Raw genomic sequence first — 25478 nt, forward strand, 5'->3', positions numbered from 1 at the left:
TCGCGTTACGCCGCCTGTTGGCGCTTGCGTTCGATATCCGGCAGGAACACCGTCAGCAAACCGATGAGCGGCAGGAACGAGCAGAGGTGATAGACGTTGTAGATGTCGGTTGCGTCAGCCAGCTTGCCGAGCACCGCGGCGCCAATGCCGCCCAGCCCGAACGCAAATCCGAAGAACAGGCCCGACACCATCCCCACCTTGCCGGGAATCAGCTCCTGCGCATACACGAGGATGGCCGAGAACGCCGAGGCCAGCACCAGCCCGATGATCACCGTCAGCACGGCGGTCCAGAACAGGTTGGCGTACGGCAGCAACAGCGTGAACGGTGCTACGCCCAGGATCGACACCCAGATCACGACCTTGCGGCCCACGCGGTCACCAATCGGCCCGCCCACGATCGTGCCGACCGCCACCGAGAACAGGAAGAGGAACAGGAACAGCTGCGACGTCTGCGCCGACAGCTGGAACTTGGTGATCAGGAAAAACGTGTAATAGCTGTTCAGGCTCGCCAGGTAGAAGTACTTGGAGAACAGCAGCACGACCAGCAGCGTCATCGCAAACGCCACCTGCTTGCCGGACAGCTGAACCGCGGCATGCGCCCGGCCACCTGCCTTGCGGCCATGGCCCGCGGCGCGTTCACGCTTGTACCAGCCGCCCACGTGATAGAGCACGAAGATAGCGATCAGCGCCGCGATCGAAAACCACGCAAGGCTGTGCTGCCCATACGGCATGATGATGATTGCAGCCAGCAACGGACCCATCGCGCTGCCCACATTGCCGCCCACCTGGAACAACGACTGCGCCAGCCCATGACGGCCACCCGAGGCCATACGCGCCACGCGCGACGATTCCGGATGGAAGATCGACGAGCCCGTGCCCACCAGCGCCGCCGCCAGCAGCACCGTGCCAAAGTTGGGCGCCACCGACAGCAGCACCAGCCCCACCAGCGTGAAGCCCATGCCCACCGACAGCGAATACGGCTTCGGATGCTTGTCGGTATACAGCCCGACCATCGGCTGCAGCAGCGACGCCGTGATCTGGTACGTAAGCGTGATCAGCCCAATCTGTGAAAAATCGAGGTGGAAGTTGCCCTTGAGCAGCGGATAGATCGCCAGGATCAACGACTGCATCATGTCGTTGAGGAAGTGCGCGAAGCTGATGGCGCCGATCACGCCAAAGCCGGTCTTGTCGGCCTGCGCGGCGGGGGCGGCCGATGCAGCGGCCGTGCCGTTTGCGGTGGTTTGCATGATGGTTTGAGGTAACGGTGTTGAGGCGAGGAAGCGCTCAATCTTGCGCCTAAACGGTGCAGGCGTGTTACCGCAAATTCGACAACGATTAACGCAAACCGGACAATTTACTGTTAGGGCAAAAGCGTCAGCCCGCGCGGCGCCGTTTCCACCCAGATACCGGCCATCTTCCCGCAAACCCTTGCCCAGCTTGCCCTGGCAGGCAGCTAACGTGTTAGCCATTTTCTCGCGCGGGGCTACTCCGTTCGGAGCATGGCCGCTCAGGAGACGCTTTCTATACTCGGCAGCATGGACTGCAGCACGACGCCAGAAACAAGCGCAAGGCGCCAGTGCCGACAGCCTGACGGAACCCGCTGCGTGACCAACTTCACACGCACAACGATCCGCAAACCGAACCGATGACCAGCATCGAGGATGCTGCACATCGGCCGACATGGGAGGGGAGCCATGATGATCCTGCTAACGGGAACGCTATGCCGCGCGATGGGAGCCCTTTTCTATCAGGCCCTGCTCGACGACCGGGTCGTCTGCTGCTTCGTCACGTCCGAAGCCGTGGATGTCACTGGCAACGCCACGCGCCCGCCGCTCGCTTCGTCCCCCTGTACCGACCCTCGGCTCGCTGACGTCTCTCGGTCAGCGAGTTATTGCGCGCCCCTCGTCCCGTAGGGCGCGCTCTTTTCTGCCGATGCCGTCAGCGCGGGGGCGCTGGCGGGTCACCCCGCACCTCAACCCAAGAGATGGCTCAGCCGATCAGCCCGGCGTCCGTCAACTCACGCTTCATATAGGCATAAAGCACCGGCGCAGCAATCACGCCGCCCACGCCAAACAGCGCTTCCATCACGATCAGTGCGAGGATCAGTTCCCACGCCCGCGCATCGATGCGGCTGCCGATGATGCGTGCGTTCACGAAGTACTCCAGCTTGTGCACCACCACCAGAAAGATGAGCGATGCCACCGCAAGTTCCAATGAGGCGGTCACGCTCATCACCACGATGGCCGTGTTGGAGATGAGGTTGCCCGCCACAGGAATCAGCCCGGCCACAAAGGTCAGCAGGATCAGCGATTTGGAATACGGCACGTGCTGCCCGAACAGCGGCAGCGCGCCCAGCAGGTAGATGGCCGCGAGCGCCGTGTTGAGCGCCGAGATCTTGACCTGCGCAAACACCACCGCCTCGAATGCATCGGTCAACCGGCTCAGCCGATTCACCAGTGCTGCGGCCAGCGGCTTGTGGTCCTCGGGATCAAGCGTATCCGACCAGGCCACCATCGCCCCCAGGATCAGCCCAACCAGCATCAATGCGCTTGCACGCAACCCGTCGATACCGAGCGTCGACACCTGATGGCCGTGCTCCTTGATCATCTGCACGAGCTGGACGCGCAGCTCAGTCACCGACTGCGGAACGTAATTGACCACCGCCGCCGGCAACGATTCCCGCACGTTGTCGAGCACGTCGGCAATGCGCGTGAGCATGCCTTCGAGCCCATGTCCGTGCTCCACTAGGCGGCCGATCCCGATGCCAAGCCCTGCAAGAATGAGCGCGGCGATCATGGACACGCAGATCACCGCAATCGCCTTCGCGCGCTGGGACAGCCTGCTGCGCTCACGCAAGCGCGCCTCCAGCTTGCGCGCCAACGCATAGACGAGGAAGCCGGCAATCGCGGCCGGCAACAGATGCAGCCACAGCACTGCCGCAATCATGGCCGCCACCAGCACGTAGCTGACAGCGTTGATGGAGCGAGTGGGTGCGCTGGGAGAAAGCTCGGGAGGCAGCATCGTCATGAAAACAGGCCGGCAGCAATGTTGATGGAGAGCGCGAGGATGCTCGTATTGAAGAAGAACGACAGCAGCGATTGCCCTAGCACCGCTCGCCGCATTGCACGCGAACGAATGCTGATATCGGCCGTCTGGCTGGCGACCGCGATCGTAAAGGAGAAGTAGAGGAAATCCCAGTAATCGGGGTCGAGCTGCTCGTCGGGAAACTGCAGCGGCGGTTCGTGGGGCGAACGGTAATACAGATGCGCGTAGTGCACCGTAAACATCATCGGCACCATGAGCCACGCGCCGAGCACCGTGATACCGGTGAACACGTAGTGCGACGTCTGCGCATGCCCCGCCGACTTGGCTGTCGCAAGCTCAAACGCAATTGCCACCATGCTGGCCACGACACCGAGGCAGACCACCGCCAGCACGGCCGACGTACGCTCGTCTTCACGGCGGGCGACGGCGCGGATACGGCGTGGGTCTGCGCGCAGCATCATCACTGTGATCAGGATCAGGTACGCCCACACGGCGATATCCCAGCCGAGCAGCAGGCGCGTAAGCCACCCGTGCGCTGGCACAACAGCGACCGCAACGGCGCCCAGCGCAAACGCAGACAGCAGGCGCGGCCGTGTCGCCGCAAAGCGGGAAACCTGGGAAATCTCAGAGGACTTGTCTTGCGGGTTCACATGCGCCTCAGGTGCGTGCTCGGGATATTCACACAAGGCCGGCACCGCCAGCCGATGAGGCGACATGGTAGCCGCTTCAGCGCAGCATCAGGACGGCGAGAGCATTGAGGCAAACGAACGCTTACAGCGTTCTTGCAGTCGCTCGTGCGTTGAGAGCTGCTCTGCGATGACGGTGGCCTCTGGATACACGCGGCACATACCGATCATGGCGGTCTCCAGCGACCCCTGCGAGCCGGCCTGGAACTGGAATTGCTCGAGCACCGTGTCATCGGCATCACGCACGGTAATCTGGAATGGGCCCGGCGTGACGGTCGCACAGCCAGCCAGCATGGCGGCCGAGGCCAGCGTCAGGTACAGAAGGGAGCGGGTCGGACGACGGAAACGGATCATCATGGCTTCCTGGTTGCGATGAGAGTGAGACGCCGCAATGGCGACTCGGTTCGAAATCATCGCGCTCCGGTGACACAAACAAAAACGCCCGCGGTGCGCGGGCGTCTTTTCGGGAGAAACCAGGCTCAGGCCAGTGCGCCTTCGGTGTACGGATCAAACTTGCTGCCAGCCTTGGCGCCTTCGGTATAGGTATCGAACTTACCGGCACGGGCCAGCGCGCCTTCGGTGTACGGATCGAACTTGCTGCCAACCTTGGCGCCTTCGGTATAGGTATCGAACTTGCCGGCACGGGCCAGTGCGCCTTCGGTGTACGGGTCGAACTTGCTGCCAGCCTTGGCGCCTTGGGTGTACGGATCGAACTTGTCGCCAGCCTTGGCGCCTTGGGTGTACGAATCAAACTTGTCGCCAACCTTGGCGCCGTCCGAGTACACGTCGAAACGTTGGCTGACTTGCGCAGCACCTTGCGTGTACACGTCAAACTTGGCTGCTGCCAGGGCCGGCACAGTTGCCAGGGCGATCAGGGCAGCAATCAGGGTACGTTGGGCTTTCATGATGTCTTCTCCAGATGGGCGCAGCGCGTCGGGCAGGTGATCCGGGCATTTCCCGGATCTTCTTTTTCGCTGCGGCGCCGCATTCGATGGAGTCATCGTAGGCGAGCCTGTTCAGACAATAAATGTCGCGACAGACAATTTATTGTTGCGATATGTGGAATTGCGGGAAAACCCGCATCAACATTGGTTTTGCGGCCTGCAGCAAAGGCTGGCGGGTTAATTTGCGCAAAGTCAGAATGTGACTTTTTCACCCAAAGTCAGCGTTGTGCGGCTTTCGAACGAGCTTTATTGTTGCGCTCTGACGCATCGCGTCATGGTGTTGAGACCCACACAGATTGTCATCTCCCGACACAAACGCGCACAGGTTGGCGAAAGACTCTGTGTCACACTGCCCGGCATTCGCTTTCAAACCCATCCACGATGAAACACCTTCTGCTCGCTGTGTCCCTGCTTGGTGCTGCACTTCTTTCCGGCTGCGGCGTGGTGGCCGCGCCGTGCCGCGTGGCATCTGCGGGCCTGAAGATGGTGCCGCTGGTTGGGCATGTGGCGGCCGCGCCCACTGACGCCTGCGCCGACATCATCGATTGAGCGCAATGACCAATAGCCTCTGAATTGGGCTCAGAACTTTGATGCGTTCCGGAGAAGTCAACGCTGGCCTTCTCGATTACTCTGGTTTTTCGCTGAACCTCTTTGATTGGTTCAGCTAGCGCCCTCACCTCTCAAGGCGCGCTGCATCAGCAAACAATCCAGCCAGCGTCCAAACTTGTAGCCCACCGCCTCCAGCACGCCCACCTCGCGAAACCCGCAGCGCGCGTGCAGCTTGGCTGACCCCGGGTTCTCGCTGCCGCCGCCCACCACCGCCACCATCTGCTTGAAACCGCGCGCCTGGCATTCACGGATGAGCGCCTCCAGCAGCAACGTCCCCACGCCCCGCCCCTGTGCAGCGCCGTCAAGGTAGATGGAGTCTTCGACCGTATGCCGATACGCTGGCCGCGCACGATGCGGCCCCGCATACGCGTAGCCAAGCAGCGCACCACCCGCTTCAGCCACTACGTAAGGCATGCCGGCGTCTTGTAGCGCGTGAAAGCGGCGCGTCATCTCGGCCAGATCGGGGGCGTCGATCTCAAAGCTGGCGGTGCCGGTCTGCACGTGATGTGCGTAGATGCCGACGATGGTCGGCAAATCCGCCACGGTAGCCGGACGAATAGCGATGGCACCAGATTCGTGCACGGAAACGGCAGCGTCGATGGGCATTGCAGAAGACATGGCGACAGGATTCAGAAGCGGTATGAAGCGTTCATTGTCACGCCAATTCCACACGAACCGCATATCGCCGAGCGCATTCCGGTGACATGGCTATCGGGCAGCGCCGGAATGCGGTAACTTGGCAGACGCTTTCGCCCCCGCCGCGCCCTTCCTGCCATGCATGACCTGTTTCCCCTGATCGCCGAATACGGCGCGTTTGCCGTGTTCCTCAATGTGCTGCTGACGCAAGCCGGCGCACCGCTGCCGGCCGTGCCGACACTGCTGGTGGCCGGCGCGCTCACGTTCCACGGGCCGCTCTACTTCATGGAGCTTGCGCCAGCCGCCGTGTCCGGCGCGCTGCTCGGCGACGGCCTGTGGTACTTCGCAGGCAAGCGCTATGGCCGGCACGTCATGGCATTGCTGTGCCGCGTGTCGCTGTCGCCCGATTCCTGCGTGCGGCGCACGCGCACACAGTTCGAGCGCTGGGGCGCGCCGATGCTGCTGATTGCGAAGTTCGTTCCGGGTTTGTCGACGGTATCGTCGGCGCTGCTGGGCACGATGCGCACACCGTTCAGCACGTTTGCGCTGTACAACCTGGTGGGCTCGGCAGTTTGGGCAACGCTCTGGCTGCTGCTGGGCCGCGTGGCGCATGACAGCATCGACCAGGCGCTGCGCCAGCTCGACCAGCTCGGCACGCGCGCCGTGTTGCTGATCGCATTGCTGGCCGCCGTGTATGTGGCGGCGCGCTGGCTGCAGCGCTGGCGCTTTCGCAAGATGCTGGAGATGGCGCGCATCTCGCCCGATGAGCTGCACGCGCTGATCGAATCGGGCGCGGCCCCCGTCATCATCGACGTGCGCGCCGACAGCTCGCGCATGCTGCAGCCGCAACGCATTCCGGGGGCGATGCTGTACGACATGTCCACCAGCCACCGCGCGATCGAGATCGACGGCCCCGACCGCGAGATCATCATCTACTGCGCCTGCCCCAACGAGGCGTCTGCCGTGATGCTGGCACGCACGCTGATGGGACGTGGTTTCAAGCGCGTGCGTCCGCTACATGGCGGTATCGATGCATGGGTGGAGCGCGGCTACGGCGTGGAACACGTCGTATCGGTCACCCCCGCCACACTCGCAACGGCCGAGGCGGGCGCCTGAAGCTCGCGACGCATGTGCGCCGCACCGACAAAGCGAGCGCACAAAAACAAAAAGCGCACCTCGCGGTGCGCTCTCCCGTAAGTACGGCAAACATGCGGTGCGCCAGCCCCCCGGCTCGGACACCCCGCATCGGTCCGTGTGCATCCGCCCGAGGACGGATGTGGCGAAATGATCCCCGTTTGATCCCTTCTTCGCCAGTCGGACTTGACCCCCTTGTTATTCATTCGCAACGCTGCCGCATCAAACGTATGCGCGGCGTGCTCACGTTGTTATTTCCCGTCCTTCTTTCGTTGCCTTGCGGCTGGCCATTTATGCATGGCACTCCTGCGTATTAACGGCAGAGTTGCACCGAACTTTAGACGCTGCGAGGCCAGCGTGCGGTCAAGCAAACGTGTCGATGGCGCCTTCGTGGGTGGACACACGGCGCGGTGCCACCGCCAGCGCATCGGTGCGGTCTTGCGAGCCGCCGCCATAACGGCTGCCGCTATTCCCGTTGCCGGAACCGCCGCCCTGGCTTTGCGCCGACGAGCCTTGCGATGCGCTCTGCTGCTGGCTGAAGTCACCCGTGCTGACCGACGTTTGCGCAAGCTGCATCCCGCCTTGCTGCATGGCGTCGCGCAAGCGCGGCATGGCGTCCTGGACGAGTTCGGCCACGGCTTGGTGCTGGCAGACAAAGCTTGCGTTGACCGCGCCGTTGTCCACTTCCAGCTTCACGTGCATGCCGCCCAGCTCGGCCGGGTTCAACTGCAGCTCGGCTGACGATTGGCGATGCACCTGCATGAAGGCGAGCTGGCTGGCCATGCTCTGCGGCCACGCGGCATCGCCAAACGTGGGCAGCGTATGGATTTGCTGCGGCGTGATCGACGTTCCTGCTGCAGCGGTTGTGTTGGCGCCAGCCACCGCAAAAGTCGGTGCGGCCATGCCCGCGTCGCCATTGGCGCGCGACGGCACGCCCTGGAACTGCATTCCGCTGCCCTGCGCATTGGCCTGCGTGCCGGCGTTATCCGAATTGCCGGTGTTACCGCCATTGCTGGCGTGGCTGGCGGCATCGGTCACGGCGGCGGTTGCCGGTTGCGCGACGGTGCTGTGCGCATTCAGGTCGGTGCGGCGCGGCAAGCCGCGGTCGGCATTGGCGCCCTGTGCAGACGACGTGCTGCCGAGTTGGCGCACGGCAGCCGGCGTGTTGTCGGCAACGGCGCGCGTGCGGGCCATGGTCTGGGTCAGCGTGCCGCTGTCGGGCAGCGCGGTGGCGGGCGGCGTCGGCGTGTTTGCGGCGTTGGCTTTGGCGTCCTTGGCGGCGGGCAATCCGGCTTGGCCCGCTTGTGCCGTCGTAGCCGGGTCTGCGGCGCCCTGCGTACTGTTGGCAGCCGCAGTTGCGGCGGCCAGTGCGGCGGCGTCATTTGCGGACGATTTGCCAGCCGCCTGCGTCGTCGCGTCGGTATCGGCGGCGGGATTCGATTGGGCAGCGGGCTGGGCGATCGGCTGTTGGGCGGCAGCGGCTTGCTGTGCGGCCTGTCGTGCGGCCTCGATCTGGGCAGCCAGTTGTGCAGCGGGGTCAACCACGGCCTGCTGCGCAGCGGTATCGAGATCCTTTGCATTGGCAGGCTGCGCCGGCTTGGCGTTGGCCGTATCGGCGGTGGTGCTGGCCGGCGTGGTGACAGCCTGCACCGGCGCGTTGGCATCGGCCGGTTTGGCGTCCTGATCGGTGCGTGCGGCGCCGGTGCGTGCGACATCCTTGCGGGCGATATCGGCACGGCGGCTGGCATCGTCGGCGGTGGATTGTGCGTCGGCGCGTCGGCGCGCGGCGTCTTGGGCCAGGCGGTCCGACAACAGGTTGCCGAAGGTATCGGTGCCCGACGAAGAGGCCTGTGTCTTATCGGCGGCGGCAGTATTGCCGGCCGCCAGCATGGCGCCCAGGTCCTTGGCAGCGGCGTTGGGGGTGGCACTCAAGCCCACGTTGACTCCATCTTGCGACTGCGTGTTCGCGTTGGTCTTCAATTGCCGCCCTGTGCCGCACGCATGCGGATCACCTTGGCGGCGTGTTCGTCGTTGTCGCGCTGGGCACGGCGTTCTTCGTCCAGGCGCTGCTCTTCAATGTGGCGCTGGCGCAGGATGTCGAACGACTGCTCGCGGCGCTGCTTTTCGAGCCAGTTGGCACGGCTCATCGCAAGCTGCTGCTCGAGCGCGTTGATGGTGCCCTTCTGCTGGTGCACGGCATTGCCCAGGCGGTCGATAAAGGCCGCGTAGTTGCGCAAGCGCGTGACGTCCATACCGCCTTCGGCGGTGCTCAGCATCTGCTGGTGGTAGTTGTTGCGGTAGTCGGACAGCAGGGCCAGCTTTTGCGTGGCGGCCTCGCGCGTGTTCATCAGGCGGCCGACTTCCTGCGTGGCTTTCTCGGTGTCCTTCTGCGCCAGTTCCAGCACGGTTTCGAGGCGGAACGGCTTGTTCATGGTGGTCATCGGTAGACCCTCCAGCTTCCCGTTACATCAACCCATCGGACGCAAACCCGGCGGCTTTAGCCTCCGGCTTGCGCAACGCTTGCGGCTTCACAGTGTCAAGCGGGCACATCACGCCAGCACTCCCTGCATCTTCTCCAGCGTGTGCTCGCGGCTTTCGTTCTCGAACATGCCCTGCTGCAGGAACGCTTCCATGTCGGGGTAGCGCGCGATGGCCTGGTCGGTCACCGGGTCGCTGCCACGCGCGTAGGCGCCCACGGCAATCAGGTCGCGGTTGCGCTGATAGCGGGCGTAGAGCTGCTTGAAGCGGCGGGCCGTGTCGAGCTGCTCGCGCGGCACGATGGCCGACATCACGCGGCTGATCGACTGTTCGATATCGATGGCGGGGTAGTGGCCCTGCTCGGCCAGCTTGCGCGAAAGCACGAAGTGGCCGTCCAAAATGGCCCGCGCCGCATCGGCAATCGGATCCTGCTGGTCATCGCCTTCGGCCAGCACGGTGTAAAACGCGGTGATGGAGCCGCCGCGCCCATTGGCATCCACCATGCCGTTGCCGGCACGCTCAACCAGCGCGGGCAGCTTGGCAAACGCCGAGGGCGGATAGCCCTTGGTGGCCGGCGGCTCGCCGATAGCCAGGGCGATCTCGCGCTGCGCCATCGCATAGCGCGTGAGTGAATCAACGATCAGCAGCACGTTGCAGCCGCGGTCGCGGAAGTACTCGGCAATCGTGTGGGCGTAAGCGGCGCCCTGCAAGCGCATCAGCGGCGAGGTGTCGGCCGGTGCGGCCACCACGGCCGAGCGTGCCATGCCTTCGTCGCCAAGAATCTCGTCAATGAATTCCTTTACTTCGCGGCCGCGCTCGCCGATCAGCCCTACCACCACCACGTCGGCTTCGGTGTAGCGGGCCATCATGCCCAGCAGCACGCTCTTACCCACGCCGGAGCCGGCGAACAGACCCAGACGCTGGCCCTGGCCGACGGTCAGCAGACCGTTGATGGCGCGCACGCCCACGTCGAGCACATGCTCGATCGGCTTGCGCTTGAGCGGGTTCAGCGGTGCCGGGTTCAATGTGCCCCAGGCCAGGTCTTCATGCGCGCCCAGCGGCCCCTTGCCGTCGAGCGGCTCGCCGTTGGCGTCCACCACACGGCCCAGCAGGCGCGGACCCACAGGCAGGAACTTGCTGTGTGAAATCGTCGGGTTGGCGCCGTCTTCGCTCGTCACCGGCAGGCGTTGCGGCTCCAGCGGGAACACGCGCGCGCCGGGCACCACGCCCACCAGATCCGTTTGCGGCATCAGGAAGGCGCGCTCTTCGGCAAAGCCCACCACTTCGGCCAGCACGTGCCTGCCGTGCGGCAGTTCCACGCGGCAGGCACTGCCCACCGGCAGCTTCAGGCCAACGGCTTCCATGACCAGGCCGGCCACACGCGTGAGCTTGCCGCACGTCACCACCGGGCGCGCCAGGCGCGCACGCTGCGCGGTCTGCTGCAGGTGGGCTTGCCACACGCGCAGGTTGGGATTGTTGGCGGCGGGCTGCACAGTCTCAGGCGACATGGAGTGCCCCTCCTGCAACGCGTTCGGCTTCCGAGCGTTCGCTGGCAAGCCATGCGGTATCGCGGCCCAGCGCGCGGGTCAATTCGGCCCAGCGGGTTTGCAGCGTGGCATCGGTTTCGCCAAAGCGGGTCTGCACGCGGCAGCCGCCGCGCTCGATGGCGGCATCGACGATGAGCGTCCAGCCGGCGGCGGCCAGCTCGGTGCCCAGCGTCTGGCGAATCAGTTCTGCGTCATCGGCATGCACGCGCAGCATGGCGGGCGCGGGTGCGGTCGGCGCATCGCCCAGTACTTCGCGAACCATCGGCAGGATGCGTTCGGGCTGCGCATGCAGCGCGCCGTGCAGAAACTGCTGCGCCAGTTGCAGCGCCAGATCGACCAGCTCTTCGGCAACGCTGCCGTTCAGTTGGTCGATCGCCTCGCGCACGGATTGCATGAGCGCGGCGATGTGTTTGGAATCTTCCTCGCCCTGGCGGCGGCCTTGTTCAAAGCCATCCTGAAAACCTTGCGCGAAACCATCGCGACGACCTTCGTCGCGGGCGGTGGCAAGCTCGGCGTCAAGCGCAGCCTGCCATTCCTCTTCGGAAATCGGCGGCTCTTCAGGCTCGGGCGGCGGAGGCGGCGGCGCGGCTGCAGCAGCAGCCTCTGCGGCCTGCCGCCGGAAGTCGGTCGGCTCCCACGCCTGGTATTCGACCAGCGTGTCGCGCGGGATGATCGGCGGACGCGGCATCTCAGCGCCCCATCACAGCAAAGCGGCCAGCACGGTCAGACATAAGCGTCCTCCGCCTTGCGGCCGATCGTGATTTCGCCTTCGTCGGCCAGGCGGCGCGCAACCACCAGGATTTCCTTCTGCTGCGCTTCGACTTCCGACACCTTGACCGGGCCCAGCACTTCCAGCTCTTCCTTGAGCATCGTGCCGGCACGCTGCGACATGTTGGCGAACACCTTGTCGCGGAACTCCTGCTTGGCGCCCTTGAGGGCGACCACCAGAACGTCCTGGCTGATCTCGCGCAGCAGCGTCTGCAGCGCACGGCCGTCCAGATCGATCAGGTTGTCGAACACGAACATCTTCTCGACGATGGCATCGGCCAGTTCCGGATCGCGCGAGCGCACGCCTTCGATGACGGAGCTTTCTACGGCGCTCGGCACCAGGTTGAGGATTTCCGCTGCCGTGAGCACGCCGCCCATCGCGTTCTTCTTGCGATGGTCGTTGCCTTGCAGCAGCTTGGTCAGCACGTCGTTCAGCTCGCGCAGGGCGCTGGGCTGAATGCCGTCGAGCGTGGCGATACGCAGGATGGTGTCGTTGCGCAGGCGCTCGGTGAAATAGGTCAGGATTTCCGATGCCTGATCGCGATCCAGGTGGACCAGGATCGTGGCGATGATCTGCGGGTGTTCGTTACGGATCAGTTCCGCCACCGACGAGGCATCCATCCACTTCAGGCCTTCAATGCCGCTGGTGTCGCCGCCCGACAGAATGCGGTCGATGATGTTGGCGGCGCGGTCGTCGCCCAGTGCCTTGCGGAAGACGGTGCGGATGTACTCGTTCGAATCCACATCCAGCGGCAGGTCTTCGGCTTCGATGAAGAACGCGTCAAAGGCGTCGAGCACACGCTCGCGCGACACGTTCTTCAGCGCGGCCATGGTCGCGCCCAGCTTCTGCACTTCACGCGGGCCCAGGTGCTTGAGCACTTCGGCGGCTTCGCTTTCGCCCAGCGACATCATGAGGATGGCGCTGCGTTGGAGTCCTTCGGCGCTCATTCGTTACTCACCCATTGTTTGATGACGGCCGCGACTGCGCGCGGGTTGCTCTGCGCCACGCGGCGCATGGTCTCGAGCTTCTTCTCGAAGTCGTTGTTCTTGAGTTGCGGCAGCGCGTCCGGCAGCTCTTCGGAATCGGCGCCGGCAGCCGCCGGGCCTTCCAGCTCCGGCCCGGCCGAAGCCGCGGCACCGGTGATGATCGGGGCGTTCGGATCTTCGCCTTCGCGGCCAACAAAGGTGGGCGTGGCCGCCTCGTCCTTCTTGCCCATCGAGCGGATCGCCGGACGGATCACCGCGAACACCAGGATCAGGAAGCCGATTGCCAGCGCCAGATACTTGGCGGCCTGGATGGCGTACTGGATCATCTCCGGCTGCTTCCACAGCGGCAGGTCATCCTTGGCGATCGGCATCGAGCCCGAGAACTGGCTGTTGACCACGTTCACGGAGTCGCCACGCTTGGCGTCAAAGCCCACGGCATCCTTGACCAGCGCGTTGAGGTTGGCCATTTCGGCTTCCGACAACGGCTTCCAGGTCTTGCCGTCGCCACGGTAGTTGACCACCACGGCCACCGACAGGCGGCGCACGGTGCCCACTGCGGCGCGGGTGCGGCGCACGGTCTTGTCGACTTCGTAATTGGTCGTGGTGTCGCGGGTGCTCGACGAATTGCCGGTGGTTGTGCTGCCGCTCGTGTTGGCAGCCGCCGCTTGTTGCGGTTGGCCATTCGGGCCGTTTGCAGCCGGTTGCGACGCCGAGGCCGGAGCCGGTGCGGTCGGCAACATGCGCGGCGCGGTCGGCGGTTGGTTGGACAGCGCGCCCGGCACACCGCCCTGTGCGTCGGCCTTGTTCTGCGTGGCTTCAGCGGTGTGGGTGCTGCGCACGGCTGCGTTGGCCGGGTCCTGGTTCGGACGATACGTCTCGGCCATCTGCTCGGTGTTGTCCAGATCGACGTCGGCCGTCACCTGCGCACGCACGTTGTCTTCGCCCACCACGGGGCCGAGGATGGCTTCGATGCGCTTGATATAACCCTGCTCGACGTCGCGCACGTAGCTCAACTGCGTCGGGTCAAGGCCCGAGGCGTTGTCCTGGAACGACGACGACAGCAAGCGGCCCGATTGGTCGACCACCGTCACGTTGGCCAGCGGCAGGTTCGGCACGCTGCTCGACACCAGGTGGCCAATGGCCTGCACCTGCGAGCGGTCGAGCATGCGGCCCGGATACAGCTTGAGCAGCACCGACGCGCTGGGCTTAGCCTGCTCGCGCACGAACACCGACGGCTTGGTCATCGCCAGATGCACGCGGGCAGACTGCACCTCCTGCATGGCCTGGATGGTGCGGGCCAGCTCGCCTTCCAGGGCGCGCTGGTAATTGACTTGCTCGGCAAACTGGCTGGTGCCGAATTTCTGGTTCTCCATCAGCTCGAAACCGGCCTGGCCGCCCTTGGGCAGACCTTGCGAAGCGAGCTTCAGACGGGCTTCATGCACGCTCGTCTCGGGCACCATGATGGCGGTGCCGCCTTCGGCAAAGCGATACGGCACATTCATTTGCTGCAGCGCAGCGATGATCGCCCCGCCGTCGCTGTCGGACACATTGCTGTACAGGACGCGGTAGTCCGGAGCGCGGCTCCACAGCATCGCGGCGGCAATGACGGCCACCAGCGCGGCACCGCCGATCATCAGCAGCAGTCGCGGCGACAGACGGCCGAGCGGGCCCAGGGCGCCCAGCGCACCTGCACCTCCCGCTTTCTGGCGCGTAATCGCGCCCTGGCCCACCGCCGGCATATCGACCGTACCGAGCGTGTCGGCGACAGCAACCGAATCGGCTGTCGTTGGCATCCCAAATCTCCTGACTGACTACGTTGCTTGAGCGCTCACCCAATGTCTGGGCATGGCTCCGTGGTTGCCATTATCGGCAGTGGGTGCGCAAGCAAATCGGCAAGAAGAGGGCCTTTTCCCGTTCTTTTGGGCGCTTGGGAACGGCGGCCGGGCGGCTACCTTTGCATCACCGTGGCGCCATAGCGACCAACCGGCCAGGGCGGAAAGCGCTCCAGGAATGCCGGCCCAGGCAGCTAATCAACAGCACCACAAGCAAGACAAAGAAAAGAGGAGCTTTTTTCACATGGATATTACGAACGCCAATTCAGTGGTCTCGCTGATGAACAGCGTGCTGGCGCCGTCCAGCACGGTGGGTGGCATTGGCGGGGGTGTCGGTTCGGCCACGGGGGACGGCGCCAAGGTCAGCGTTGACTTCGGGGCGGTGCTCAAGTCGTCGCTGGACCGGGTTGACGCGTCGCAGCAGAAGGCTGAATCCGTTTCGCGCAGCTTCGAAATGGGCAACAACGACGTGGATCTGCACGACGTGATGCTCTCGCTGCAGAAGGCCAACATCGACATGCAGACCGCGGTGCAGGTGCGCAACAAGTTCGTCTCGGCGTACCAGAGCATCATGAGCATGTCGATCTAACGTCACTTTTTCTACGCTTCTTTTTCTTCGCGCCGCATGTCCAAACACGCCAAGCACCACGCCAAGCCCGCCCGGGGCAGTCTTGCGCTGGTCGTCATCGCCCGCGACGAGGCCGCCTGCATCGAGCGCTGCCTGATGAGCGCCAAGCCGCACGTCGACCGCATGATCGTGCTGGATACCGGCTCGACCGACGACACCGTGGCGATCGCCAAGGCGTGCGGCGCGCAGGTGCACCATTTCACGTGGGTGGATGATTTTTCCGCCGCACGCAATGCCGCGCTGGCCGCCGCCAATGCGGACTGGAACCTCGTGCTGGACGCCGACGAGTGGATCGAGGCCGGCACGGAAGAGTTGCGCAACGCTTGCACCTTTGGCCCGCTGCTCGGCGTGGTTTGCATCCGGAGCGAATACGACATTTCCGGCCATGTGGAGCATTCCAATAGCTGGATCGCCCGCCTCTTGCCGCGCGGCGTGCGCTACAAGGGCCGCATCCACGAGCAACCGGTCGCAACTGCAGCCAACCTGCAGCGCGTGCGTCTGCCGCTCGTGATTGGCCACGACGGCTATATGAACGCCAAGCTGGACCAGAAGCGCGGGCGCAACCACACCCTGTTGCAACTGGAGTTGGCCGCGCATCCGGATGACCCGTATGTGCTTTACCAGCTCGGCAAAGATTTCGAGATCAACCAGAAAGACCCGGCCGAGGCCGCCGCGCATTACCAGCGCGCACTGGCAACGGCACCCAAGGCGGCGCCATATCGGCATGACCTGTGCATCTGCCTGCTGGCGTGTCTCTCCAAATCGAAGCAACTCGACGCGGCCATCACACTGGCGGGTGAATGGATGGAAGAGTGGTCCGGCTCGCCCGACTACTTCTACATGCTGGGCCACCTGATGTTCGAGGCAGCGGCGCAAGACCCCGCGCAGGCCGAGAAACAGTGGCTGCCAATGGCGGAAAACGCCTTCCTGAAGTGCCTGGAGATTGGCGAGCAGCCCAAGCTGGACGCTGCCGTGTTCGGGCGCGGCAGCTTTGCCGCCGCAAAGTACCTGGCGCTGACCTACCGCGCCCTGGCCGACACGCTGGCCATCAAGTCGAACCAATATTCGGACCTCGCGCGGCAGATGCAGGAACGCAGCGCAGCCGTCGCCGCATGAGCACGCAATCATGAAGACAGTCATCCTGGCCGGGGGCCTCGGCACGCGCATCAGCGAGGAATCGCACCTGCGGCCCAAGCCGATGATCGAGATTGGTGGCCGCCCGATCCTGTGGCACATCATGAAGATCTATGCCGCCCACGGCATCAACGATTTCATCATCTGCCTCGGTTACAAGGGCTACGTGATCAAGGAGTACTTCGCCAATTACTTCCTGCACATGTCGGACGTGACGTTCGATATGTCGAAGAACGAAGTGACCGTGCACGAGCGCCATGCCGAGCCGTGGCGCATCACGCTGGTCGACACGGGCGAACAATCGCAGACCGGCGGGCGCCTGAAGCGCGTGGCAGCGTACCTGGACCCGAACGAGCCGTTCTGCTTCACCTACGGCGATGGCGTGTCGGACATCGACATCACGAGCAAGATCGCCTTCCACCGCGCACACGGCAAGATGGCCACCGTGACGGCCGTGCAGCCGCCGGGCCGCTACGGCATGCTCCAGCGCGACGGCGCACGCGTGACCGGCTTTACTGAAAAGCCACCCGGCGACGGCGGCAGTTGGATCAACGGCGGCTTCTTCGTGCTCAATCCATCGGTGATCGAATACATCGCGAGCGAAGACACGCCGTGGGAAGGCGCGCCAATGGCACGCCTGGCCGAGATGGGCGAACTGAACACGTTCGAGCACCACGGCTTCTGGCAGCCGATGGACACGCTGCGCGACAAGAACAGTCTGGAAGCCCTTTGGCAGGCGGGGAGTGCACCATGGAAAAAGTGGTGACGCTCGACTCGCGTGCGTGGGCCGGCAAGCGCGTCTTCCTGACCGGGCATACCGGTTTCAAGGGCAGCTGGCTTGCGCTCTGGCTGCGCCAGCTTGGCGCCGAGGTGTACGGCTACAGCCTGGCACCGGAAACAACGCCGAATCTGTTCACCGCTGCTGACGTGGAACCCGCATTGGCCGGTCATACGCTGGCGGATATCCGCGATGCGGAGGCCCTGCGTACCGCGATGACAGCGGCGCGGCCCGATGTGGTGTTCCATCTCGCGGCGCAACCGCTGGTGCGTGCCTCGTACAACGACCCGGTTGGCACCTACGCCACCAATGTGATGGGCACCGTGAACGTGTTGGAAGCTGCGCGCGGCTGCACGAACCTGTCGGCCATCGTGGTGGCTACCACCGACAAGTGCTACGACAACCGCGAGTGGGCCTGGGGCTATCGCGAGACCGATGCCCTTGGCGGCCATGACCCGTACAGCGCATCCAAAGCCTGCGCGGAACTGGTCGCCGCAAGCTACCGGCGCGCCTTCTTCGCCAACGGCCCGCTGCTGGCCACGGGCCGCGCAGGCAATGTGATCGGCGGCGGCGACTGGTCAGAAGACCGGCTCATCCCCGACGCCGAGCGCGCGATGCGTGCCGGTACCCCGCTGATCATCCGTTCGCCGCACGCTACGCGGCCCTGGCAGCACGTTCTGGATTGCCTGCATGGGTACCTGTTGCTCGCGCAACGGCTGCTGGCCGGTGACGCAGCCTGCGCCACCGCCTGGAACTTCGGCCCGGACAGCGCCGCCACCCGCACGGTCGAACAGGTCTTGCAAGGCTTGCAACACCATTGGCCCACGCTGATCTGGCAACTGGACGCCAATGCCGCCACCGGCAAGCACGAGGCCGGCATGTTGCATCTGGACGCGAGCCGGGCACGCCAGCAACTAGGCTGGCAGACAGCATGGCCGTTCGAGACCGCGCTGGAACAGACCGCCGCGTGGTATCGGCATCTGCATGAAAAGACAGCGGGCGCACGCGCGCTCTGTGACCAGCAGATCGACCGCTTTACCGCCGTCGCGTCTGCTGCCACATCCAGGAGCGCCGCATGAGCCGCTTCGCCATCCAACCGACGCCGCTGGCCGGCGTGGTCGAAATCAACCGCAAGGTAATCGGTGACCATCGCGGCTACTTCACGCGCTTCTTCTGTGCAGATGAACTCGCCGCCGCCGGCTTCGATAGCCCGATCGCGCAAATCAATCACTCGTATTCCGCCAAGCGCGGCACCGTGCGTGGGATGCACTTTCAATACCCGCCGCATGCCGAGATCAAGCTGGTGAGTTGCGTGCGCGGCCGTGTGTTCGACGTGGCCGTTGACCTGCGTGCGGGCTCGCCAACGTTCCTGCAATGGCATGCGGTGGAGTTGTCTGCCGAACGGCACAACAGCCTGCTGGTGCCGCGCGGGTTTGCCCACGGCTTCCAGGCGCTGGAAGACGATTGCGAACTGCTGTATCTGACCTCGACGCCATACGCACAAGCCGCTGAAGACGGGCTCAACCCGACCGACAGCCGCTTAGGCATCGCTTGGCCGCTCGACATGACCGAATGCTCCGACCGGGACCGCAACCATCCGCCGCTGACAGACGCGTTTGCGGGCATCACGCTGCGCGCCCTGAATCCTGAACTGCAGGAACAGCCATGACCCAAAAGATTCTGTACTCCAAGCCGTCGATCACCGAGCTGGAAGTCGAATACGCCACCGACGCCGCACGCAACGGCTGGGGCGACCAGTGCTACGCCTACATCAACCGCTTCGAAAAGCAGTTTGCCGCGTTTGTCGGCACGCAATACGCCATTGCCACATCAAGCTGCACCGGTGCCATGCACATGGGCCTGGCAGCGCTCGGCATCGGCGCCGGCGATGAGGTGATCCTGGCCGACACGAACTGGATCGCCACAGCGTCGCCCATCACCTACGTGGGCGCCACGCCGGTGTTTGTCGACATCCTGCCGGACACGTGGTGCCTGGACCCGGCGCTCGTGGAGGCGGCCATCACACCGCGCACGAAAGCGATCATTGCCACGCACCTCTACGGCAACCTATGCGAGATGGACCGCCTGCTGGACATCGGCAAGCGCCACGGCATTCCTGTCATCGAAGATGCAGCCGAGGCCATTGGCTCGCGCTGGCACGGGCATGCAACGGGCGCGCAAGGCATCTTCGGCACGTTCTCGTTCCATGGCACCAAGACCATGACGACGGGCGAAGGCGGCATGTTCGTCACGAACGACCGCGCGCTGTACGACCGCGTGATGACACTGAACAACCATGGCCGCGTGCCGGGCGGCAAGCAGTTCTGGTCCGACTTCATCGGCTTCAAGTACCGTATTTCCAACGTGCAGGCCGCCATCGGCTGCGCGCAGCTGGAGCGCATCGACGCACTGATTGCACGCAAGCGCGAGATCTTTGCCGAGTATCAGGCGCACCTTGGCGGCGTCGCCGGCCTTGCGCTGAACCCCGAGGCGCCCGGCACGCTCAACAGCTACTGGATGCCCACCGTGGTGTTTGACGAAGCGCTGGGCATTACGCGCGATGGCCTGTTGGCTGCGTTCTCGCGCCGCGGCATCGACGCACGCGTGTTCTTCTATCCGCTGAGCGAAACCGAGCTGTTCGGCACGTCCGCCGCCGCCGCGCGCCACAACGCGCCCAACAGCTACGCGATTGCCGAGCGCGCCATCAACCTGCCGTCGTATCACGACATGTCGAGCGAGAACATCGCGACGGTGTGCAACGTGGTGCTCGATCTCGTGCGCGAACATCAGGAGACGCTGACATGCCTGGCATCCTGAGCCCCGATCAGATCGAGACCTTCCAGCGCGACGGCCTGCTGATCCTGCGCGACTTTTACGCGCCGTCGCAGGTGGAGCCGATTCAGCGGGCGATCTACGACATCATCGGTCTGGTGATCGACAAGTACCGTCTCGGCATCGAGCGCGCACCGTTTGCGCCGGAACGGTTCGACGACGGTTATCAGGCGGTCATCAAGGCCAATCGCAAGTACGGCGCCGAGGTGTACGACGCCGTCAAGCAGATCCCCGCTTTTGTCCGCCTGCTGGGCGACGAGCGCCATGAGCAGCTCGTCCGCAGCGTGCGCCCCGGCGCGCTGCCGGGCATTGCGCACGCCGGCTCCGGCATTCGCATCGACAACCCGCGCGAAGAGAAATTTCGCGCCAACTGGCATCAGGAATATCCGGCCCAGTTGCGCAGCCTGGACGGCGTGGTGTTCTGGAGCCCGCTGGTGGAAATCACGCCCGAGATCGGGCCGGTGGAGTTCTGCCCCGGCTCGCACGTAGAAGGCCCGCTGCCCGTCTTCAGCGCCGACCCGGACAACGCCGGCAAGCAAGGCGCCTATGCATTGCTGATCAAGGACGAGGCGAGCTACCTCGCGCGCTATCCGCACGTGCAACCGCTCACCAAGCCGGGTGACCTGGTGATGGTCGACTTCCTGGTGCTGCACGCCTCCGGCCACAACACGAGCCAGCGCTCGCGCTGGTCGATGCAGTTCCGCTACTTCAATTTCTGCGAGCCGACCGGGCGCTCGCACGGTTGGAAGGGCTCGTACGCCAATGGCGTCGACTTCCGTACCGTTCACCCCGAACTCTCCGTGGAAGCCTGACCATGATCCAAGGTGCACTGCCCTGCAACGTCTGCCAGCAACCGCTGCCAGAACCGATTTATCGCGCCGCGCCGCAAAGCTCGCTGTCTTCCCTGCGCCGCGCCATGGACGGCACGCTCGAGGTCTTCTGCTGCGCCGCGTGCGGCCATATCCAGACCGTCGAACTGTGTGACAACGGCAGCTTCTACGACACCGAGTACGACATCCTCGTGGGCAGCGAGGAAGAAGACCAGATTTACGCCGTGGAGAACGGCCAGAAAATCTTCCGCGCCGATCACCAGGTCGCCACGTTCCAGCGCAAGCTCGCCTTACCGGAAGGTGCGCGCGTGGTCGACTTCGGCTGCGCAAAGAGCGCGACCATGCGCCTGCTGAAGCAGCAACGCCCTGACGTGAACGTCCACCTGTTCGACATCAGCGACCGCTACGTCGGCTTCTGGGAAAAATTCCTGAGCCCCGAACAATGGGCGACGTACACGATCCCGCCGACATGGCAGCGTTCGTTCGATGTCGTCAGCTCGTTCTTCTCGCTCGAACACATCCCCGACCTGACGACCGCACTGCGCAACATTCACGGCCTGCTGCGCGACGGCGGCGTGCTGTACGCGATCGTGCCGAATACGTTCACCAATTCGGTGGATTTTCTGGTGGCTGATCACGTCAACCATTTCACGCAGCCGTCGCTGCAGACGCTGCTGGCCAACCACGGGTTTGACCTGCTCGAGGCCGACGCGCAAAGCCACCGTGGCGCGTTCGTCGTGACCGCCGTGCGCCGTCCTGGTGACAGCAAAGTCGCGCCGGTGCTCGATGCACAAGCGTTGGCCGACACACAGAGCGCCGCCAGCAAGCTTGCCCGCTTCTGGCAGCAAGCCTCTAGCCACCTGACCGACTTTGAAACGCAGCACGGCAGCGCGCCCGCCGTGATCTATGGCGCCGGTTTCTATGGCGCCTACACCGCAAGCAACTTGCAACAGCCGCATGCCCTGCGGGCGTTTGTTGATCAGAACCCGTATCTGCAAGGGTCTTCCCTGGCGGGTAAGCCGGTTGTGGCGCTGGACAGCATTCCGGATGAGGTTGAGGTGGTGTACCTCGCCGTCAACCCCGTCATTGCGGACGAAGTGCGGCACACCGTGGAAGCGGCGTATCCGAATCGCTTCCGCTATTTTCGCTTCCAGCCATGATCGCGCGCGGCTCACTCGTCCTTCGGGAATGGCGCGAGGGCGACATCGCGCAACTGCTGCCACTGCGCAACGATGTGCCGACGCAGTTGCAACTCATGACGCGCCCGCGGCCCAACTCGGCCGCGAGTGTGCGCGACTGGTTGATCGCAAAATCGAAACAGAGCGACCTGGTGCTCTTCGTCATTGCCAGCCAGGCAGATGACAGCGTGCTGGGCTACCTGCAGTTGAACCACATCGATGCGGTGAACAGGCACGCTTCGCTCGGCATCTGCCTGGCGTCGTCTGCGCAAGGCAAGGGCCACGGGCGCGCCGCATGCGAAGCCGCATTTGCCTACGCCAGCGAAACGCTGTGCTTGCGCAAGATCACGCTGGAAGTGCTGGCCGAAAACACGCGCGCCATCGCGCTGTACGAGAAACTCGACTTCCGGACCGTCGGCACGTTGGCCGGTCACTACCTGCAAGACAACCGCTGGCACGACGTTGTTCTCATGGAACGGATGCTGGCGTCATGAAGGTCGTGATCACACAACCGATGCTGTTCCCGTGGGTCGGGCTGCTTGAGCAGATACTGCTGGCCGACGTGCTCGTCAATTACGCCGACGTGCAGTTCTCCAAGGGCAGCTTCACCAACCGCGTGCAGATCAAGGAGCCGGCCGGCACGCGCTGGATGACGGTGCCGCTGGAGAAGTTCCACCTCGGCGCGCGCATTGATGAAGTCAAACCGGCTGCCAACGTCGACTGGCGAGCGCAGCATCTGCGCATGCTGGAGCAGGCCTACGAGGCCGCGCCGCATGCAAGCGACATGCTGGCGCTGGTGCGCTCCGTGTACGAAGCCGACTACCCGAACATGGGCGAACTGGCACTGGCATCCATGCGTGCGCTGTGCCGCTACCTGGGCATCGAGCTGGACCGCAAGTTTGTCGACGCGCCTGAACTGGACATTCCCGGTCGCAATACCGACCGTGTGCTCGCCATCGTGAAGAAGCTGCAAGGCGACACCTACATCACCGGACACGGCGCCAAAAACTACCTGGCCCACGCCGAGTTCGAGCAGCAAGGCGTTGCCGTCGAATACATGAACTACGCCATGCGGCCGTATCCGCAACTGCATGGCGCGTTCACCCCGTTTGTCAGCAGCCTGGACCTGATTGCCAATCATGGCCCGGCCGGCAAGCAGTACATGTGCCCTCAGACCCTCCACTGGCGCGAGTTCATCCAATGAGTGAAATCGAAGCAATCCAACCCGAAGCGCCGCAAGACGTGGCGCCCGTGAAGCAGGCGGAGGCCATCCAGCAGGTGGCGCTGAGCGTCTGCATCCCGACCTACAACCGCGCCCGCTATCTCGACAACCTGCTCGCAGAACTGGTCTCGCAGATCGGCGAACTGAAGTTCAGCTACGAATTGCTGATCGGCGACAACTGCTCGACCGATGCCACCGAAGAGGTCGTGGGTCGTTATCAGGACAAGCTGAACATCCGGTATTTCCGCCGCCCGTCGAACCTCGGCTCGGCAGAAAACCTGAACCAGCTCTATCGCAGCGCGCAGGGCAAGTACGTGCTCTATCACGCCGACGACGATCTGCCGATCCTGGCCGAGATTAACAAGAACATCGACATCTTCGAGCGCAACCCGGGCGTGGATGTCATCTTTGCGCCGTGGTTCATTCACGACTTGCCGACGCGGCAGGACGTCACCATGTTCTATCGCCAGGACGACAACTACCTGATCGAGCAGCACGATTACGCCAAGCTGCTGGCGCTGGTGTTGTCGCACCACCTCTTTCCGGAGATCTACCTGGCACGCCGCGAGGTGATGGATCGCATCTATTTCAGCGCGCCCGAACCTGCGTTCTACGCCTTCGTGCACGCGGCAGAAATGATCGGCTCCAGCGCGGTGTACTTCAGCAAGACGCCGTTCTATCGCTCGGTCTCGCGCTACTTTGCCGATGAGACCCGCGCCCAGGCCGGCAACGAAGAAGTGAAACACGCGTGGGACCGCTATCGCGGTGGCCTGGAATACCTGTTCGGCAAGTTCTCGCACACGCTGCCGGCTGCCGAGCGCCCCGAATGGCTGAACGCCATCAATCAATTTGTGCTGGCGCGCATGAAGGTGGCGCTGCGCCTGCGCACGCATGAAGGCGGCAACTGGATCGACAACTATTACATCGCCAACCGCATCCGCGCGCTGGGCGAAGTGTCCGATCTGCCGGCGCCGTATGACCTGTACCGCGTCAACGCGGCGTTCGAATACGTGACGAAGCTCGATCCGTTCAAGCCCGAGCCGCCCAAGTACGCAACCCTGCGCCGCGCGCCGCTTCAGGTGTTTCACCATGCGCACGGCTTTGCCGAAACCGAGTTTCTGGTGCTCGACGACGATGCCGCCATTCCGCATCACACCATCGTCGTGACGCCAATTCCGATGGACATTGCGGTGCCGGCCGGCCGTGAAGTCCGCTTCGTGTCGGAGCTCGAGACGCTCGCCAAATTTCCCTGAGTCACTGGTCACGCCAACATGGACCTCTCCAACGCCAATTCCGTGGTCTCGCTGATGAACAGCGTGCTGGCACCGTCAAGCGCCGTCGGCGGCAGCACCGCCAGCGGCGATGCCAGCAAACCCAGTGTCGACTTCGGCTCCGTGCTCAAGTCGTCGCTGGACCGTGTCGACGCTTCACAGCAGAAGGCTGAATCCATTTCGCGCAGCTTTGAGATGGGCAACAACGACGTGGATCTGCACGACGTAATGCTCTCGCTGCAGAAAGCCAACATCGACATGCAGACTGCCGTGCAGGTGCGCAACAAGCTGGTCTCGGCATACCAAAGCGTCATGAGCATGTCGATCTGAGATCACGCTGCCCCGCCCTTTTCCACGTTCCGGAAAAGGCTTTCTGGTCGCCCTTGCTATTTATATTGCGTGCAATATAATTGCGTCATCGATTTCAAGATCGAGCTCCCGGCCGACATGTCGCCGACCGGGCTTCCTAAATAAGAGGACCCGACCATGAAGACGCTCTACCAGACCCAAGTCACCGCTGAAGGCGGCCGTGCCGGCCATGTTCGCAGCGCCGATGGCACGCTGGATCTGCCCCTGTCGCTGCCGCGCGAACTCGGCGGCGCAGGCGGTGCGGCCACGAACCCGGAGCAACTGTTTGCCGCCGGTTATGCCGCCTGCTTTGAAAACGCTGTGCTGCATGTTGCACGTGGCAAGCAGATCAAGCTGGCGTCGACATCGGTGACGGCCACGGTGGGCATTGGCCCGCGCGAAGATGGCGGGTTTGCGTTGACAGTGTCGCTGGCAGCCACGCTGGGCGGCGTGGATCAGGCGACGGCGGAGGCGCTTGTGACTGCCGCACACGGTGTATGCCCCTATTCGCATGCCGTCCGTGGCAATATTGACGTCCAATTGAACACGGTCACGCGCTGAGCCTTGCTAGCCCTTTTCGGGCCGATGCGG

27 protein-coding genes are annotated in these 25478 nt (G+C 63.9%); 15 read left to right on the forward strand and 12 right to left on the reverse strand.

Features of this window, described 5'->3' with window-relative positions; translation table 11 throughout:
• Window positions 1-5: 5 nt before the first annotated feature.
• The 5 genes from ACEN9T_RS04130 to ACEN9T_RS04150 form a co-directional block, all read right to left on the reverse strand.
• A complete protein-coding gene (locus ACEN9T_RS04130; protein ID WP_092971112.1) occupies window positions 6-1247 on the reverse strand; it encodes an MFS transporter in 1242 nt (413 codons plus the stop codon).
• 742 nt (window positions 1248-1989) lie between these two features.
• Window positions 1990-3027, reverse strand: a complete 1038-nt coding sequence (locus ACEN9T_RS04135; RefSeq protein ID WP_413706517.1) for an AI-2E family transporter — start codon at window positions 3025-3027, stop codon at window positions 1990-1992.
• Window positions 3024-3668 (reverse strand): DUF1345 domain-containing protein, encoded by a 645-nt coding sequence (locus tag ACEN9T_RS04140; RefSeq protein ID WP_392397887.1) that lies wholly within the window; start codon window positions 3666-3668, stop codon window positions 3024-3026. Before ACEN9T_RS04140 ends, ACEN9T_RS04135 begins: the two co-directional genes overlap by 4 nt.
• A gap of 114 nt (window positions 3669-3782) precedes the next feature.
• Window positions 3783-4085 (reverse strand): hypothetical protein, encoded by a 303-nt coding sequence (locus tag ACEN9T_RS04145; RefSeq protein WP_413706597.1) that lies wholly within the window; start codon window positions 4083-4085, stop codon window positions 3783-3785.
• A 125-nt stretch (window positions 4086-4210) separates the two neighbouring features.
• Window positions 4211-4636, reverse strand: coding sequence for a hypothetical protein (locus ACEN9T_RS04150; protein WP_413706518.1), 426 nt, complete (start codon window positions 4634-4636; stop codon window positions 4211-4213).
• A gap of 420 nt (window positions 4637-5056) precedes the next feature.
• Here ACEN9T_RS04150 and ACEN9T_RS04155 point away from each other — a divergent pair, with 420 nt between their 5' ends.
• A complete protein-coding gene (locus ACEN9T_RS04155; protein WP_175537095.1) occupies window positions 5057-5224 on the forward strand; it encodes a DUF6726 family protein in 168 nt (55 codons plus the stop codon).
• A gap of 111 nt (window positions 5225-5335) precedes the next feature.
• Here the strand turns inward: ACEN9T_RS04155 and ACEN9T_RS04160 are convergent, their stop codons facing one another.
• Complete coding sequence (locus tag ACEN9T_RS04160; RefSeq protein WP_413706598.1) at window positions 5336-5890, reverse strand: N-acetyltransferase family protein; 555 nt, start codon at window positions 5888-5890, stop codon at window positions 5336-5338.
• A gap of 168 nt (window positions 5891-6058) precedes the next feature.
• Between ACEN9T_RS04160 and ACEN9T_RS04165 the strand changes: the two genes are divergently transcribed.
• A complete protein-coding gene (locus tag ACEN9T_RS04165; RefSeq protein ID WP_413706519.1) occupies window positions 6059-7036 on the forward strand; it encodes a DedA family protein/thiosulfate sulfurtransferase GlpE in 978 nt (325 codons plus the stop codon).
• 381 nt (window positions 7037-7417) lie between these two features.
• Here the strand turns inward: ACEN9T_RS04165 and ACEN9T_RS04170 are convergent, their stop codons facing one another.
• The 6 genes from ACEN9T_RS04170 to fliF all read right to left on the reverse strand — a co-directional run bounded on the left by ACEN9T_RS04170 (window position 7418) and on the right by fliF (window position 14627).
• On the reverse strand, window positions 7418-8992 hold the full coding sequence (locus ACEN9T_RS04170; RefSeq protein WP_413706520.1) for a flagellar hook-length control protein FliK: 1575 nt from the start codon (window positions 8990-8992) through the stop codon (window positions 7418-7420).
• 38 nt (window positions 8993-9030) lie between these two features.
• Window positions 9031-9495 (reverse strand): flagellar export protein FliJ, encoded by a 465-nt coding sequence (gene fliJ, locus ACEN9T_RS04175; protein WP_004631467.1) that lies wholly within the window; start codon window positions 9493-9495, stop codon window positions 9031-9033.
• A gap of 108 nt (window positions 9496-9603) precedes the next feature.
• Window positions 9604-11040, reverse strand: coding sequence for a flagellar protein export ATPase FliI (gene fliI / locus ACEN9T_RS04180; protein ID WP_092971087.1), 1437 nt, complete (start codon window positions 11038-11040; stop codon window positions 9604-9606).
• Window positions 11030-11767, reverse strand: a complete 738-nt coding sequence (gene fliH / locus ACEN9T_RS04185) for a flagellar assembly protein FliH (RefSeq protein ID WP_027679901.1) — start codon at window positions 11765-11767, stop codon at window positions 11030-11032. Before fliH ends, fliI begins: the two co-directional genes overlap by 11 nt.
• Before the next feature lie 35 nt (window positions 11768-11802).
• On the reverse strand, window positions 11803-12795 hold the full coding sequence (gene fliG / locus ACEN9T_RS04190) for a flagellar motor switch protein FliG (RefSeq protein WP_024977623.1): 993 nt from the start codon (window positions 12793-12795) through the stop codon (window positions 11803-11805).
• Window positions 12792-14627 carry a flagellar basal-body MS-ring/collar protein FliF gene (gene fliF, locus ACEN9T_RS04195; protein WP_413706521.1) on the reverse strand — a complete coding sequence of 612 codons (1836 nt, stop codon included), beginning with the start codon at window positions 14625-14627 and terminating at the stop codon, window positions 12792-12794. Before fliF ends, fliG begins: the two co-directional genes overlap by 4 nt.
• Before the next feature lie 283 nt (window positions 14628-14910).
• Between fliF and fliE (ACEN9T_RS04200) the strand changes: the two genes are divergently transcribed.
• The 13 genes from fliE (ACEN9T_RS04200) (at window position 14911) to ACEN9T_RS04260 (ending at window position 25448) form a co-directional block, all read left to right on the forward strand.
• Window positions 14911-15255, forward strand: a complete 345-nt coding sequence (gene fliE, locus ACEN9T_RS04200) for a flagellar hook-basal body complex protein FliE (protein ID WP_045203479.1) — start codon at window positions 14911-14913, stop codon at window positions 15253-15255.
• A 36-nt stretch (window positions 15256-15291) separates the two neighbouring features.
• Window positions 15292-16410, forward strand: a complete 1119-nt coding sequence (locus ACEN9T_RS04205) for a glycosyltransferase family 2 protein (protein WP_092971085.1) — start codon at window positions 15292-15294, stop codon at window positions 16408-16410.
• Window positions 16411-16420: 10 nt separating this feature from the next.
• On the forward strand, window positions 16421-17194 hold the full coding sequence (gene rfbF / locus ACEN9T_RS04210) for a glucose-1-phosphate cytidylyltransferase (RefSeq protein ID WP_027679896.1): 774 nt from the start codon (window positions 16421-16423) through the stop codon (window positions 17192-17194).
• Window positions 17179-18285, forward strand: coding sequence for a CDP-glucose 4,6-dehydratase (gene rfbG / locus ACEN9T_RS04215; RefSeq protein ID WP_413706522.1), 1107 nt, complete (start codon window positions 17179-17181; stop codon window positions 18283-18285). The genes rfbF and rfbG overlap by 16 nt, the downstream gene beginning before the upstream one ends.
• A complete protein-coding gene (gene rfbC, locus ACEN9T_RS04220) occupies window positions 18282-18875 on the forward strand; it encodes a dTDP-4-dehydrorhamnose 3,5-epimerase (RefSeq protein ID WP_413706523.1) in 594 nt (197 codons plus the stop codon). Before rfbG ends, rfbC begins: the two co-directional genes overlap by 4 nt.
• The gene (locus ACEN9T_RS04225) at window positions 18872-20023 is read left to right on the forward strand and encodes a DegT/DnrJ/EryC1/StrS family aminotransferase (RefSeq protein WP_413706524.1); all 1152 of its coding nucleotides are present in this window, start codon (window positions 18872-18874) and stop codon (window positions 20021-20023) included. Before rfbC ends, ACEN9T_RS04225 begins: the two co-directional genes overlap by 4 nt.
• Complete coding sequence (locus ACEN9T_RS04230) at window positions 20008-20850, forward strand: phytanoyl-CoA dioxygenase family protein (protein ID WP_092971081.1); 843 nt, start codon at window positions 20008-20010, stop codon at window positions 20848-20850. The genes ACEN9T_RS04225 and ACEN9T_RS04230 overlap by 16 nt, the downstream gene beginning before the upstream one ends.
• A 2-nt stretch (window positions 20851-20852) precedes the next feature.
• A complete protein-coding gene (locus tag ACEN9T_RS04235; RefSeq protein ID WP_092971080.1) occupies window positions 20853-22028 on the forward strand; it encodes a class I SAM-dependent methyltransferase in 1176 nt (391 codons plus the stop codon).
• On the forward strand, window positions 22025-22540 hold the full coding sequence (locus ACEN9T_RS04240) for a GNAT family N-acetyltransferase (protein ID WP_413706525.1): 516 nt from the start codon (window positions 22025-22027) through the stop codon (window positions 22538-22540). Before ACEN9T_RS04235 ends, ACEN9T_RS04240 begins: the two co-directional genes overlap by 4 nt.
• Window positions 22537-23250, forward strand: a complete 714-nt coding sequence (locus ACEN9T_RS04245; protein WP_413706526.1) for a WbqC family protein — start codon at window positions 22537-22539, stop codon at window positions 23248-23250. The genes ACEN9T_RS04240 and ACEN9T_RS04245 overlap by 4 nt, the downstream gene beginning before the upstream one ends.
• Window positions 23247-24521 carry a glycosyltransferase family 2 protein gene (locus ACEN9T_RS04250; RefSeq protein ID WP_413706527.1) on the forward strand — a complete coding sequence of 425 codons (1275 nt, stop codon included), beginning with the start codon at window positions 23247-23249 and terminating at the stop codon, window positions 24519-24521. Before ACEN9T_RS04245 ends, ACEN9T_RS04250 begins: the two co-directional genes overlap by 4 nt.
• Before the next feature lie 18 nt (window positions 24522-24539).
• The gene (fliE, locus tag ACEN9T_RS04255; protein ID WP_092971076.1) at window positions 24540-24869 is read left to right on the forward strand and encodes a flagellar hook-basal body complex protein FliE; all 330 of its coding nucleotides are present in this window, start codon (window positions 24540-24542) and stop codon (window positions 24867-24869) included.
• A gap of 156 nt (window positions 24870-25025) precedes the next feature.
• Window positions 25026-25448, forward strand: a complete 423-nt coding sequence (locus ACEN9T_RS04260) for an organic hydroperoxide resistance protein (protein WP_092971075.1) — start codon at window positions 25026-25028, stop codon at window positions 25446-25448.
• The last annotated feature ends 30 nt before the right edge of the window (window positions 25449-25478 follow it).

It is taken from the genome of Ralstonia sp. Ralssp110 (genome assembly GCF_047325135.1).
GTDB lineage: Bacteria > Pseudomonadota > Gammaproteobacteria > Burkholderiales > Burkholderiaceae > Ralstonia > Ralstonia mojiangensis.

Excerpts from the sequence above, each read along its gene's own strand:
- ACEN9T_RS04130 (WP_092971112.1), bottom strand. The coding sequence starts at position 1,247 with ATGCAAACCACCGCAAACGGCACGGCCGCTGCATCGGCCGCCCCCGCC.
- ACEN9T_RS04135 (WP_413706517.1), bottom strand. The coding sequence starts at position 3,027 with ATGACGATGCTGCCTCCCGAGCTTTCTCCCAGCGCACCCACTCGCTCC.
- ACEN9T_RS04145 (WP_413706597.1), bottom strand. The coding sequence starts at position 4,085 with ATGATCCGTTTCCGTCGTCCGACCCGCTCCCTTCTGTACCTGACGCTG.
- ACEN9T_RS04150 (WP_413706518.1), bottom strand. The coding sequence starts at position 4,636 with ATGAAAGCCCAACGTACCCTGATTGCTGCCCTGATCGCCCTGGCAACT.
- ACEN9T_RS04155 (WP_175537095.1), top strand. The coding sequence starts at position 5,057 with ATGAAACACCTTCTGCTCGCTGTGTCCCTGCTTGGTGCTGCACTTCTT.
- ACEN9T_RS04160 (WP_413706598.1), bottom strand. The coding sequence starts at position 5,890 with ATGCCCATCGACGCTGCCGTTTCCGTGCACGAATCTGGTGCCATCGCT.
- ACEN9T_RS04165 (WP_413706519.1), top strand. The coding sequence starts at position 6,059 with ATGCATGACCTGTTTCCCCTGATCGCCGAATACGGCGCGTTTGCCGTG.
- fliJ (WP_004631467.1), bottom strand. The coding sequence starts at position 9,495 with ATGACCACCATGAACAAGCCGTTCCGCCTCGAAACCGTGCTGGAACTG.
- fliI (WP_092971087.1), bottom strand. The coding sequence starts at position 11,040 with ATGTCGCCTGAGACTGTGCAGCCCGCCGCCAACAATCCCAACCTGCGC.
- fliH (WP_027679901.1), bottom strand. The coding sequence starts at position 11,767 with ATGCCGCGTCCGCCGATCATCCCGCGCGACACGCTGGTCGAATACCAG.
- fliG (WP_024977623.1), bottom strand. The coding sequence starts at position 12,795 with ATGAGCGCCGAAGGACTCCAACGCAGCGCCATCCTCATGATGTCGCTG.
- fliF (WP_413706521.1), bottom strand. The coding sequence starts at position 14,627 with ATGCCAACGACAGCCGATTCGGTTGCTGTCGCCGACACGCTCGGTACG.
- fliE (WP_045203479.1), top strand. The coding sequence starts at position 14,911 with ATGGATATTACGAACGCCAATTCAGTGGTCTCGCTGATGAACAGCGTG.
- ACEN9T_RS04205 (WP_092971085.1), top strand. The coding sequence starts at position 15,292 with ATGTCCAAACACGCCAAGCACCACGCCAAGCCCGCCCGGGGCAGTCTT.
- rfbF (WP_027679896.1), top strand. The coding sequence starts at position 16,421 with ATGAAGACAGTCATCCTGGCCGGGGGCCTCGGCACGCGCATCAGCGAG.
- rfbG (WP_413706522.1), top strand. The coding sequence starts at position 17,179 with ATGGAAAAAGTGGTGACGCTCGACTCGCGTGCGTGGGCCGGCAAGCGC.
- rfbC (WP_413706523.1), top strand. The coding sequence starts at position 18,282 with ATGAGCCGCTTCGCCATCCAACCGACGCCGCTGGCCGGCGTGGTCGAA.
- ACEN9T_RS04225 (WP_413706524.1), top strand. The coding sequence starts at position 18,872 with ATGACCCAAAAGATTCTGTACTCCAAGCCGTCGATCACCGAGCTGGAA.
- ACEN9T_RS04230 (WP_092971081.1), top strand. The coding sequence starts at position 20,008 with ATGCCTGGCATCCTGAGCCCCGATCAGATCGAGACCTTCCAGCGCGAC.
- ACEN9T_RS04235 (WP_092971080.1), top strand. The coding sequence starts at position 20,853 with ATGATCCAAGGTGCACTGCCCTGCAACGTCTGCCAGCAACCGCTGCCA.
- ACEN9T_RS04240 (WP_413706525.1), top strand. The coding sequence starts at position 22,025 with ATGATCGCGCGCGGCTCACTCGTCCTTCGGGAATGGCGCGAGGGCGAC.
- ACEN9T_RS04245 (WP_413706526.1), top strand. The coding sequence starts at position 22,537 with ATGAAGGTCGTGATCACACAACCGATGCTGTTCCCGTGGGTCGGGCTG.
- ACEN9T_RS04250 (WP_413706527.1), top strand. The coding sequence starts at position 23,247 with ATGAGTGAAATCGAAGCAATCCAACCCGAAGCGCCGCAAGACGTGGCG.
- fliE (WP_092971076.1), top strand. The coding sequence starts at position 24,540 with ATGGACCTCTCCAACGCCAATTCCGTGGTCTCGCTGATGAACAGCGTG.
- ACEN9T_RS04260 (WP_092971075.1), top strand. The coding sequence starts at position 25,026 with ATGAAGACGCTCTACCAGACCCAAGTCACCGCTGAAGGCGGCCGTGCC.